7 protein-coding genes are annotated in these 13,568 nt (G+C 48.2%); all 7 read left to right on the top strand.

The genetic code is table 11. The features are described 5' to 3' along the window. Nucleotides 1-31 precede the first annotated feature (31 nt). Nucleotides 32-883: an aldo/keto reductase gene (locus tag HHL17_RS18410; protein WP_169226283.1), complete on the top strand. Its 852-nt coding sequence runs from the start codon at nucleotides 32-34 to the stop codon at nucleotides 881-883. A gap of 31 nt (nucleotides 884-914) precedes the next feature. Continuing rightward, on the top strand, nucleotides 915-2,027 hold the full coding sequence (locus HHL17_RS18415) for an alpha/beta hydrolase (protein WP_169226284.1): 1,113 nt from the start codon (nucleotides 915-917) through the stop codon (nucleotides 2,025-2,027). Nucleotides 2,028-2,069: 42 nt separating this feature from the next. Continuing rightward, nucleotides 2,070-3,737: an alpha/beta fold hydrolase gene (locus HHL17_RS18420; RefSeq protein ID WP_169226285.1), complete on the top strand. Its 1,668-nt coding sequence runs from the start codon at nucleotides 2,070-2,072 to the stop codon at nucleotides 3,735-3,737. 32 nt (nucleotides 3,738-3,769) lie between these two features. Continuing rightward, the gene (locus HHL17_RS18425; RefSeq protein WP_240975906.1) at nucleotides 3,770-4,219 is read left to right on the top strand and encodes a cupin domain-containing protein; all 450 of its coding nucleotides are present in this window, start codon (nucleotides 3,770-3,772) and stop codon (nucleotides 4,217-4,219) included. A gap of 124 nt (nucleotides 4,220-4,343) precedes the next feature. Next, entirely contained in the window at nucleotides 4,344-8,414 is a 4,071-nt protein-coding gene (locus HHL17_RS18430) for a hybrid sensor histidine kinase/response regulator (protein ID WP_240975907.1), read from the top strand. A 220-nt stretch (nucleotides 8,415-8,634) separates the two neighbouring features. Then, nucleotides 8,635-11,751 carry a SusC/RagA family TonB-linked outer membrane protein gene (locus HHL17_RS18435; RefSeq protein ID WP_169226287.1) on the top strand — a complete coding sequence of 1,039 codons (3,117 nt, stop codon included), beginning with the start codon at nucleotides 8,635-8,637 and terminating at the stop codon, nucleotides 11,749-11,751. Nucleotides 11,752-11,767: 16 nt separating this feature from the next. After that, on the top strand, nucleotides 11,768-13,441 hold the full coding sequence (locus tag HHL17_RS18440; protein WP_169226288.1) for a RagB/SusD family nutrient uptake outer membrane protein: 1,674 nt from the start codon (nucleotides 11,768-11,770) through the stop codon (nucleotides 13,439-13,441). The last annotated feature ends 127 nt before the right edge of the window (nucleotides 13,442-13,568 follow it).

Here is a 13,568-nt window from a genome sequence, read left to right on the forward strand (position 1 = left end):
TTTGTAAAGTCAAAGTAAACTACGCTAAAGTATGAAAAACGTAACGCTGAACAACGGAGTACAAATGCCTATTCTTGGATATGGCGTTTTTCAGGTGACAGATCTGGCAGAGTGCGAAAGAGGAGTGCTGGACGCTATTGCCAGCGGATACAGGTTAATTGACACTGCAGCCTCCTATGGTAATGAAGAAGCGGTAGGCGCCGCTATAAAAAAATCTGGCGTTGCCAGGGAGGAGCTGTTTATTACGACTAAGTTATGGATACAATCTGATGGCTATACCGGTACCAGGAAGGCTTTTGAGAATTCTCTCCATAGACTGCAACTGGATTATCTCGATTTGTACCTGATACATCAGCCTTATGGCGATGTTTACGGCGAATGGAGAGCAATGGAGGAACTGTATAAAGAAGGCCGTATACGGGCCATTGGTGTCAGTAATTTTCATCCCGACCGGCTGATGGACCTGATGATTCATCATGAGGTAGTACCTGCCGTAAACCAGATAGAGACCCATCCTTTCCACCAGCAAACTGCTGCGCAGCAATTTTTACTGGAAAATCATGTACAAATTGAATCCTGGGGACCGTTTGCAGAAGGGAAGAACAATATTTTCCATAATGAACTGTTGGGCAGCATTGCTGGTAAATATAAAAAATCAATTGCGCAGGTGATTTTAAGATGGCTTACTCAACGCGGTGTAATCGCTATTCCTAAGTCTGTTCGGAAAGAAAGAATGCAGGAAAACTTCAACATATTCGACTTTGAACTTAGTGACGGGGACATGGATGCTATTAAAGCCCTGGATTCCGCCACCAGCAGTATTTTCGATCACCGGGACCCGGCAATGGTAAAATGGCTGGGGGAAAGGAAAATGAATATATAAAGAATATTGGCGTTTTAATATCTAATCGTTTATGCTTATCAGTAAGATACCGAGGAAAATATATTTTGTGTTGTTGATCGCTTCTGTATTCGTCGCGGGCTGTGCTTCCAACAAAGCAAGCACCGATGCGGGACAGTTAGTACTGCGGCAGCAAGGCAGCTTTGCGGTAGGGGGCACGCTTGTAACCAACCCCGGGACCTTTGACCCGATCAAAGACGGAGCATACAATCCTGTCAACCCCAGCACCGCAGGGCAAACACTCCATGTAGATCATGCCTATGTTTTCTACCAGGTGCCGGAGCGTCCCAGGAAACTGCCGCTGGTATTCTGGCATGGGCATGGGCAGTTCACGAAAACATGGGAAACAACACCCGATGGGCGGGAAGGGTTTCAAACGATCTTTCTGCGGCGGAGGTTTCCGGTGTACCTGATCGATCAGCCCAGACGCGGACATGGAGGGAAAAGCCCTGAGCCTGTCAACATCGCACCTACAGCAGATGATCAACTTTGGTTTGGAATATTTCGTTTAGGGGTGTGGCCCGACTTTTATCCCGGTGTTCAGTTCTCAAAAGACCCGGAGGCATTGAACCAGTTTTTCCGGCAGACAGCCCCCAATATTGGGCCTTATAATCCGGAAGTAAATACGAATGCGGTATCTGAACTGTTTAATAAGATCGGTGCCGGAATCCTGCTGACACACTCGCAAAGTGGCGGACTGGGATGGCGTACTGCACTGAAAAATTCCCGGATCAAAGCTATCATTTCCTATGAACCGGGCGGCGACTTCGTATTTCCGGAAGGAGAGGCGCCGGACTCCATCGTATTAGGCGGTCGCGTTATCAAACCGGCTACTGTTCCACTGCCGGAGTTCTGGCAGCTTACAAAGATTCCCATAGCTATTTACTATGGTGACAATATTCCCGACAGCCCCAGTACGAATCCGGGACAGGAACAATGGCGGGTATTCCTGGCCGTTGCCCGGAAATGGAGGGATGTAGTCAATAAACACGGTGGCGATGTAACACTGGTCCATTTACCGGAAATAGGTATTCATGGCAACACCCATTTCCCTTTTTCGGACTTAAACAATGTACAGATTGCCGACCTGCTGTCGAAATTTTTAAAAGAGAAGGGACTTGATTAAACATTTGCGCTTGCAAACATCTGTTGAAATAAAAAAGATGAGATGAAACTATTTAACGATATTTCTGTGATAGCATTGTTCATGGCGTTTGTCGGCATGTGTGGGTCTGCGAATGCCCAACAGCCGGCGGATACAGCTAAAATACTGACAGGTAAGCAGGAAAGTATCATTCCTATTGCTGCGTATGCGGCCACAGGCAACCAGTCACTTTTGAATCACGCGCTGAATAACGGATTAGATGCAGGATTGAGTATGAATGAGGCAAAGGAAATATTGGTCCAGTTGTATGCCTATGCTGGTTTCCCCCGCAGTCTGAACGCTATCGGCACACTGGAAAAGGTGGTGAGCGGCAGGAAACAAAATGGAATAAATGATGTGGCCGGGAACACACCTGCAGCCGTCAACTTCATACCGTCAAAATTTGCATTTGGGAAGGACGTACAAACGAAGCTAACTGGTACAACTGATATTGGCGCCCCTCAAAAGTATGTTCCTGTTATTGATACGTTTTTAAAGGAACACTTGTTTGCGGATATTTTCGGCAGGGACAACCTGGATTATCAAAGCCGGGAGATAGCGACTATTTCAGCACTGGCGGGTATGAGCGGCACAGCGGCACAATTACGGGCGCATCTGAATGTAGGCCGGAACGTTGGATTTACGGAGCAGCAGCTGCGGCGTATAGCGTTCCTGATATCTACCAAAGTAGGATGGAGGGAAGGAAATGCTGTGGTAAATATGCTGAATGAGATGTTCAACACGGCCGCCGACACGGTAAAGACGCAAAACGGTGTTGCTGTGGAAAAGGTAACATTTCCCAATCAGAATATTACGGTCGTTGGCAATCTGTTCCTGCCTCAGCACTTCGATCGGCATAAACGCTATCCGGCTATACTGGTGGGGCATCCTGCCGGCGGTGTGAAGGAACAGACAGCGGGATTGTATGCGCAGAAACTAGCGGAGCAGGGGTACGTTACCCTCGCGTTTGATGCTTCCTATCAGGGGGAAAGCGGCGGTGAGCCCAGGTTTCTGGAAGACCCGGCGGTACGTACAGAGGACTACCGTGCAGCAACAGACTATCTGAGCAACCATCCATCAGTTAACCCGGACCGCATTGGTGTACTGGGAATCTGTGCAGGTGGCGGCTTCGCCATCAAGGCAGCGCAGACGGAACACCGTTTAAAAGCGGTAGCTACTGTCAGCATGGTGGACCTCGGTCAGCTTCGCCGTGAGGGACTGAATGGTGTGTTAAAACCACAGATGCAGCAACGCCTGGATGAAGTAGGTAAACAACGGACACGGGAAGCGAACGGGGAGCCGGTAAAATACGTGAACTATGTATTTAATACCCGGGAAGAAATTCCCGCGGGCGCAACTGGTATGTACAGAGAAGGGTATGAGTATTACCGTACTCCCAGAGGCCAGCATCCAAATTCGCAGAACAAGTATATATTTACCAGTCTGGATAAGCTGATGGCATTTACCGCACTGGACCATGTGGAGATGATTTCACCTCGTCCTCTTTTGCTGATTATTGGCAAGGAAGCTGACTCCCGTTATTTCAGCGATGAAGCCTTTGCCAGGGCGGCAGCTCCCAAAGAACTGTTTGAGGTTCCTGGTGCATCGCATATTGATATGTACGACAGACCGGAATATGTGCCACAGGCAGTGAAAAAACTGGATAATTTCTTTAAGCACTACCTGAAATGAAGATGAAGCATCATTTTAACATCAGCTTTCCAATGCTGGCAATCTTAGCCGCTTCCTGTGCCTCGTTTCCCGAACGGCATCCACAGAATACAGACCTTATTTTCCCTAAAGGAGAAAGGATCACCAATGATAACTTTGTAGGAAATGTCTACCTGCAACAGTTGGTAAGTCCGGATAGCCTTAACAATACGCAGGTGGGGAATGTAACCTTTGAGCCAGGTGCCAGGACCAAATGGCATTATCACCCCGGTGGTCAAATACTGTTGGCCACCGGCGGTGTGGGATATTATCAGGAAAAAGGACGACCCAAAGTCATTCTCCGGAAAGGAGATGTGATAAAATGTCCGCCTGATGTTCCTCATTGGCATGGGGCAAGCGCCGACACCGGGTTTGTTCAGATCGCTGTCACCAACACGCAAAACGGTCCTACCGTATGGTTGCAGGCTGTCACAAATGAAGAATATAGCTCTCCTGTGCCATGATAACCAAAAAGATTTTCCCCTGTGAGGCTGCTTCAATCCACATTCCTTACCTGGCATTAAAATGATGGCGCTTGTCGCGAAAAGTTTATTTTTTCAATAGCTTTATAGCCGTTAAAATAAACCTATGCGCGTTGAGAGGACATGTTGTTTTGTTTTATTGCTGATGGTGGTCACGACTGCAGCATCTACCATCGGTTACCCCATCAGGTACCTGGGTATAGAAGACGGATTGTCGAACAATGCGGTTACCTCTGTATATCAGGACCATAAAGGGTTTATGTGGTTTGGTACTTACGATGGGCTGAGCAGGTACGATGGGTACAGGTTTAAAGTTTACCGGAACAAAGTAGGCGACAGCACCTCTCTGGCCGACAATGGTATTTATACCCTGGCCGATGACAATCATCACCAGCTTTGGGTAGGCGGCCGGCGGGGCGTGAGTGTTTTCAACCCTGCCACTGAAAAATTTTTCATGCCGGTGTACAGACCGGTGAATAGCCGTACGCTCCGCAAAGCCAATGAGAACATACATATCATTAAGTCGGATGAAAATGGGCTCGTCTTGGTAGGCACTGAAAAAAATGGCTTGCTCGTATTTGATAATAACCTTGATAACGGTCTGCAAATTCCGTTACACTGGGATGCTAAAATCCTCACCAATTACGAGGTGACCGGTATAAAATTTACCGGTAAATCTGCCTGGATATTTGTGCAAAACATCGGTTTGTGCAGGTATGAAATTGGTCAACATACCTTGTATATTGTTTCCAGGGATATTCCCCGCGCCAACTACCTCAATATCGACAAAGCCGGTAATCTATTGCTGGGTACGGATTCCGGCGTATTTCGTTATATGGCCGCTACCGGAAAATTTTCCGGTAATGCCTTGCCCGAAAACAGCAAAATCGTACACCTGTATACTGACCGGGAAGGGACGACCTGGTGTGCTTCTGATGGGAACGGCATTTACCTGATAACTGGTACTGATGCACCCGCACGTCCGTTTACCAGTCCGGGGAGCCGGTCGCAGCTGAGCAGCAACGCTGTTTATTCTATTTATGAAGACCGGGAGGGCCGTAAATGGATAGGCACCTTGCGGGGTGGAATTAATATCCTTGAATCGCGGCGTAACCCTTTTGAGCTAAATGTGCTGAATCGTAATCCTGATGCCAGGGCCATCGATAATTTTATTTTTTCTTTTTGTGAAGAAGATGCCAAAAATATCTGGATAGGTACCGACGGGGGAGGATTGAAACACTGGAACCGGGAAACCGGCGCCATTACTTCCTATAGCCATGATGTACATCAACCGCAAGGTATCAGCAGCAATTTTATTACCTCCATCATTCATGATGTTCACCATGACTTATGGATATCAACATGGTTTGGTGGGGTAAACCGCTACAGTACCACCACCGGAAAGTTTGAGCACTATACCTGTTTTAATCCATATACCCGTACAGCAGAAAATAATGTATGGATGGTGTATGAAGATCATCAACAACAACTATGGGCCAGCACCACCAACAACGGTACATTGTATCGTTTTGATCCCCGGGAAAACCGTTTTGGCCTTTTCGACAGCAGCCTGGTAAACATGCAGTGCCTGGCTGAGGACCGTGAAGGTCAGCTATGGGGAGGTAATTATTCTGCTCTCATCAGGATAGATAAACATCACCTGAAACACCAGCGTTTTGATATTGGCTATACGGTCCGGTCTATTTACCACGACAAACAGGGTAATTTTTGGGTAGGTACTGACGGAGGCGGCTTGTTGCGCTTTAACCGGCAAACCGGTGCCTATACCCGGTATACGATGACCGAAGGGCTGCCGAGCAATTCCATACTCCGGATGCTGGAAGATAACAAGGGCAATATCTGGATCAGCACCTTTAACGGGCTCTCAAAATTTGACCCGGTAAAGAAAACGTTTCGCAACTTCTCCGCCTCCGACGGGCTCCAGAGTAATCAATTTAGCTTTAATGCCGCACTGGCATTGCGTTCAGGCGAGCTCGCCTTTGGCGGTATTAAAGGGTTCAATATCTTTTACCCTGATAGTGTATATGCAGATACCGCCATGCTGCCGGTGTGGCTAACCAATATCAACATCAACAATACGCCGGTGACCGAATTGGATAATTTTGTATCCGGCAGAACACCGGAGAAAGAAGTGAAGGAAATCACCGTTCCCTATGACAAAGCCACCATTGCTTTCGATTTCGTGGCGCTGGAATATACGCTGCCTGATAAAATCAGTTATGCCTACCGGCTACGGGGCTGGGACAACAATTGGAACTATGTCGGTCAAACCAGGACAGCCAACTACACCCACCTGCAGGAAGGACATTATACATTTGAGATAAAGGCCAGCAATGCCGATGGTTTCTGGGGCCCGGAAATACGCACCGTTTCCCTGATCGTATTGCCTCCCTGGTACCGCACCTGGTGGGCCTACCTGCTGTATATCAGTACGGCCCTGGGCGCCATTTACCTGTATATCCGTTATAGGGCGCGGGAAGAGCGGCTGAAATACGAAATCAAACTGGCCTACCTGGAAAAGGAGAAAGAAAAAGAACTGAATGAGAAGAAACTGTCGTTCTTCACCAATGTTTCCCATGAGTTCCGGACACCGCTCACACTCATTATTAACCCGCTGAAAGAACTGCTGCAGGATAAAAACGATCGGGACCTGGGCATCGTGTACCGCAATGCCCGGCGCCTGCTTAGCCTGGTAGATCAGCTCCTGCTATTCCGCAAGGCGGACCAGGAAGGTGACCAGCTGAAGATTGCCCGGCTGGATATCGTGAACCTGTGTCACGAGGTGTATCTCTGCTTTTCCCAGCAGGCAAAAGTTAAAAATATTCAATATGTTTTCCAGGCTCAGCCACCGGAGATAGACATATATGGTGACAGTGAGAAGCTGGAAATCGCCATTTTTAACCTGCTCTCCAATGCCTTTAAGTTTACCCCCGATAACGGCACCATTATTTTTAAAGTAAGCGCCGATGCGGAGATGGTGACTATTGTCATCAAAGACAGTGGCTGTGGTATTGAAGACAGTGTGGGCAACCGGATTTTTGAAAAGTTCCAGCGGGCACAGGACCGTAAAGAGTCGTTACAGACAGGTTTTGGAATTGGGCTTTATCTGGTAAAACACTTTGTAGATAAACATTACGGAATTATCAGCTACGAAAGTAAAGTAAATGAAGGCACTGCCTTCCGGCTTTGTCTGAAAAAAGGCAATGCTCATCTTGCGGGCACCCCATTGTTGGAGGGTGCCGGGTATACATCGGCCTTTTTAAAGGAGCTTAGTGCTGATGCCAGCCTGGAGGCTCAGGACACTACGGTGGACTTCCAGGAGGCCGATCCTCCTACTACTACTATTACGGAAAAGAAATCCATCCTCCTGATCGATGACCATGATGAAATCAGGCAATACCTCCAACAGTTGTTCAAAGATAAATTTGTGGTATACGAAGCTGATAACGGTGTCAGTGGCTTTTCTGCTGTACAGAAATACATGCCTGACCTGGTGATCAGTGATATCCAGATGGAGGGGATGGACGGGGTAGAGTTATGTACCAGGATCAAACAAACAGACACAATCAGCCATATCCCCGTGATCCTGCTCACCGGGTCTTCCGCCTCCGATACCCGCCTCAAAGGATTGGAAGGCGGGGCGGATGATTATATCACCAAACCTTTCGACAACGACCTGTTGATGGCCAAGGTGAACAACATCATCAAGAACAGGAACCTGCTGCAACAGTACTTTTTTGACCGGATTACACTCAAAAACAGCAACATCAGGGTGCCGGCCGAATACCAGGACTTCCTGAAGCGCTGTATAGAGATCATAGAATCCAACCTGGAAGATGAAACCTTTTCGATTAAAAAGTTCACCCTGGAAATCGGCATGAGCCACTCCAGTTTATACAAGAAAGTAAAATCCATTTCCGGCCAAACGATCAATTCCTTTATCCGGTCGATCCGGCTCCGTAAAGCGGCTGTTTTATTGCTCAAGGAAAACTATACCATTACCCAGGCCGCCACGCAGGTAGGCATTGGAGATATTAAATATTTCCGTGAACAGTTCGTCAAACTTTTCGGCATGAATCCTTCCAGCTACGTGAAAAAATACCGGCATTCCTTTAACAGGGACTTCAACATCACGGAAAGCCAGGAAGAGGTATAATTCCCTTTCTCCCGCCACCATACTCGCTTTGTGCACAGGGGGGGATTAAATACCCCCTGTGATATTTTACGATTTTACCCCCGTTTTTAAATGATTTACCCCCTCTATGATCTGTGTACAGCATAGTACATTGCGGATGTCATAGAGACTGGAAAGCGACAGTCCAATCAACCAGAATTAATTCGCCAGCATTCCGATTCAATCATTTAAATACAGCGTTATGAAAAAACTTCCATCCGGAACGGACCGTGAATTTTTTGTCCCTTTACGGAGCCAACCTATTCTTACCCATTTATTTTTTCTGTTGTTATTGTTACTCGCCGGCGGTGCCCAGGCACAGCAGACCGTTGTAACCGGTACGGTGTCCGCCGACAATAGCCCTGTTCCCGGGGTAACTATCCGGGTAAAGAACAAAACAGGGGGAGCGCTAACCGATGGCGATGGGAAATTCAGCATCAGCGCTGCCATTGGAGATACCTTGTTATTTAATCATATGTCATATAACGAGCAACGGGTAGCGGTAAAAGGAGGGGCGCGCCTGCGGATCGTGCTCACAGCCCTGAGTAAAACGGTGAATGAGGTCGTGGTGGTAGGATATGGTACCCAGAAGAAAGCTACCCTCACCGGCTCTATTTCAGTGGTGAAGGGCGCTGACATCGTGCAAAGCCCGCAGCCCAACGTATCCAATGCGCTGACAGGCCGCTTCTCCGGCGTTATTGCCAACAACCGTTCCGGTGAGCCAGGCTCCGACGGCTCCACCGTCACCATCCGCGGGTTGGCCACCACCGGCAACAACGATGTGCTGATCGTGGTAGACGGGGTGCCCGGACAAATCGGGGGCCTCGAACGGCTCGACCCGAATGATATTGAAAGCATTTCTGTACTGAAAGACGCTTCCGCCGCCGTATATGGCAGCCGGGCCGCTAATGGCGTTATGCTGATCACCACCAAAAGAGGTAAAACCGGGAAGCCGGTTATCAACTACAGCTTTAACCAGGGATTTTCGTCTCCAACCAGGTTGCCTAAAATGGCAGACGCATATACCTATGCCCAGATCATGAATGAAATCCGGTATTATAATAATACCGCCGGTGGGATGAACCAGTTTTATACCGAAGAGCAACTGCAGAAGTTCAGGGATGGTTCCGACCCGGTGAACTATCCGAATACCGACTGGCAAAAAGCGACCCTGAGAAAAAGCACCACCCAGAATCAGCACAGCCTTTCTGTGAATGGCGGAGGGGGAAACGTACGGTATTATGTTTCCCTGGGAATGCTCGGGCAAAATGGCTTATATAAAAATGGCGCCACCAAATACAACCAGTACAATTTCAGGTCAAACATTGACGCCGATGTTACCAAGCGCCTGAAAGTAAGCCTGTACTTGTCCGGTCGCCAGGAAGACCGCCAGTATCCTACCACATCTGCGGGAGATATCTTCCGGGGTATCTACAGGGCTTACCCAACGGTATTGGACAGATATCCCAATGGCCTGCCTACTACCGGCATTGAAAACAACAACCCGGTCATGCAGGTAACGGACATCGGCGGTATTTCCCGCAACCCCGTCCAGGTGTTTAATGGTATCCTGAAAGGGTCCTATGCTATCCCGGGTGTGGAAGGTCTGTCACTCGACGGTTTCCTGTCGGCCGATAAAGCATGGAACTTCGCCAAGGCCTTCGCCACTCCTTATAAAGAATACACTTTCGATGCGGCATCCAACACTTATGTTCCTAAGATCGTAGGAGGCTCCAATGGCAAAGCGTCGCTGGTAGAGCAACAGCGGAATATGTCACTGCTGACCACCAACATAAAACTGAATTATGTCCGCCGTTTTGGTGCGCACGATTTCAATGCTTTGATTGGTTATGAGCAGAGCAAAAACATGGTAGATACACTGAGCGCCGGCCGTATCAACTTTCCGACGCCACTCACCCCGGAACTGTCGCAGGGTGGCGCTGCCGCAACAGACAGGAGTAATTTTGGCAGCAGCTACAACTTCACCCGGAAAAGCTATTTCGGAAGAATTGCCTACAACTACCTGGAAAAATACCTGCTGGAAGTACAGGCCCGTGTGGATGGTTCCTCCACTTTCCCGAAAGGGAATCAATATGGATTCTTCCCTTCTGTTTCCGCAGGTTGGGTAGTATCCAAAGAATCCTGGTTTGAACCGGTGAAATTCATGAATAGCCTGAAGCTCCGTGGGTCCTATGGTACCCTGGGCAATGATAATGTGGGATTGTTCCAGTATTTCGACAACTACTCATTCTATAACCAGTATGTAGTCAATGGACAAATTCAGAGTGGGATAGACCTGGTAAAACTGGCCAATCCTCATATCACCTGGGAGGTAGCAAAAAAGATGGACCTGGGACTGAATGCTACTTTCCTGGACCATTTCTCCCTGGAATTCATCTATTTCCAACAGCACCGTACCAAGATATTAACGCCGCGTACCTCGCTGGCGCAGACCTCCGGTATTGTAAATCCATTTGATAAAAACAATCCGCTGGTGCCGGCAGAAAATATCGGTAAGGTAAACAGCCAGGGTATTGAAGCCACACTGGGATATGACAATACCGCCGGCGGTTTCCATTATAATGTTTCCGGTAACGTAACCTATGCCAAAAATAAAATCATCTTCAAAGACGAAGCAGTAGGTACTTTGCCGTACCAACGGGAAACAGGAGGGCCAATGAATACTTACCTGTTGTACAATGCTATCGGTATTTTCAGAACAGCAGACGACCTGGCCAAATATCCACATCTGCCCAACGCCAAACTGGGTGACCTGATTTACCAGGATTATAATGGTGATAAGCAGATCACCGCAGATGATATGGTGAGAACAAAGTATGGCAACATTCCCGAAATCACTTACGGCATCAACCTGGCTGCAGATTACAAAGGCTTTGACCTGTCAGTGCTGTTTGCCGGACAAGCACATGTAAGTCAATACGTACTTCCTGAATCCGGTACCATTGGCAACTTCTACAGCAGCTGGGCCGATAATCGCTGGAGCCCGTCCAACACTAATGGTTCCTATCCCCGTGTAGATGAACGTGCTTCCTCTTCTGTAAATGGGGGCCTTCGTCCTAATACTTTCTGGCTGAACAATGCCTCTTTTCTTCGTTTGAAAAACATCTCCCTGGGTTATACCATCCAGTCATCTGTTTTATCACGCGCCAGGATAGCAGGCCTTCGCGTATATGCCAATGCCTTTAACCTTTTCACCATCACCCAGGTAAAAGATTACGATCCGGAAGGTTTCAGCAGCACAGGACAGTTTTATCCGCAACAGCGTATCGTGAACGTGGGCGTAAATGTTAAGTTGTAAACACAAAAATCAAATCATGAAAACTACAAATATATTATCCGGTCTGGCTTTGGTGGCGGCAGGTTTCCTTTTCTCCTGTCAGAAAGATTTTCTGAATGTGACCCCTACCGATAAAATACTGGGAAATGCCGTAATAGGTGATTCTTCTCTATTTGAAAACTATGTCATTAATCGCTACCTGAGCATCCGGTTACAGGATAAGGAAGGAGAGGGCAGCAACCCCGGATTTGGAAGGGGGTTTGAATACGGCCTGTGGAGCTCCATCACAGACGAATCTATTTACAATAATGATGATAATACCTGGGTGGTCCAGCAGGGGCAACTGGCGCCGGAAAACATGGGCATCACCGGTACTATCTGGGGGAGAAGTTACCGCGGTATCCGGGAATGCAACTACGGGCTCAACAACATTGACAGCGTGGTAATGAGTACTGCGCACCGCAAGCGGTTGAGGGCAGAGCTGCGTTTTATCCGCGCCTATCGTTATCATGACCTGGTCCGCAACTACGGCGGTGTGATCATGATGGGAGATAAGGAATACAGTTTACAGGATAATCTCAGCGACCCCGCATTATTCAACAGGGCTACGTTGCAGCAGTCGATGGACTATGTTATTTCCGAGCTGACGGCAGCAGCAGCTGACCTTCCCGTTGATAACAACAGCACCGACTGGCTTCCCGGCAGGGCTACACAGGGCGCTGCGCTGGCACTGAAAGCCCGCCTGTTGCTGTACGCAGCGAGCCCGCTCTATAATGTAGGTACCTGGCAGGCGGCAGCTGATGCAGCCAAAGCAGTCATGTCGCTTTCCAAATACAGCATCGCGCCGGATTATACACAGTTGTTCCTGAACAGTAATAACAACGAAATCATTTTTGCGCGGCAGTTTGCTATCGGCGCCCGTCACGTATGCCTTGAGATCTCCAATGGCCCCAATGGCTATGGCGGATGGGCCGGTAATACGCCTTTACAGAATATGGTGGACGCCTATGAAATGAATAACGGTAAGCCTATCACTGACCCGGCTTCAGGATATGATCCTCAAAATCCGTACGTGAACCGGGATGCCCGTTTTTATGCTACCGTTCTTTATAACGGCGCTACCTACAGGGGATCAACCATACAAACTTTTACCCCAGGGGGTAAAGACAGTAAGGACGGGCCTTCCAACTGGAATGCATCTAAAACCGGCTATTACCTGCGCAAATTTATGGATGATAAAAACCCTATCGATAATCCGTGGGATGTGGCCGGTTTGCAACCCTGGATTTACATCCGTTACGCGGAAGTACTGTTGAATTATGCGGAAGCGCAAAATGAAGCCGTCGGTCCGGATGCCAGCGTATACAACGCTATCAACCAGATCAGGCAGCGCGCCAGCGTGCTGCAACCAGCGTTGACACCCGGATTGTCAAAAGATCAGATGCGCGATGCTATCAGGAGAGAAAGGCAGGTGGAACTGGCTTATGAAGAACACCGTTTCTATGATGTGCGCAGGTGGAAGATTGCCACCGTTACCGAAAATGTACCAGCTTACGGTATGACTATTACACGGAACGGCAGCAGTTATACTTATACCCGTAAAGTGGCATTGGACAATCGTTTGTTTATAGAAGCCAATTACTGGTTGCCTGTTCCAAGAGCAGACATCCTGGCATCTAATGCTACCCTGAAACAGAACCCTGGTTATTAACCAGTAGGGGCAGGATACCTGTAAGGTAGTAAGATAGCTGCACCGGATTTAGAAAAAAATCAGCAACTATTTTACTACTTTACAGCCTTGCAACTGTGCTTCTTATCTCATTACGGGAAGTCTTGCA

This window comes from Chitinophaga fulva, from assembly GCF_012927205.1.
Lineage (GTDB): Bacteria > Bacteroidota > Bacteroidia > Chitinophagales > Chitinophagaceae > Chitinophaga > Chitinophaga fulva.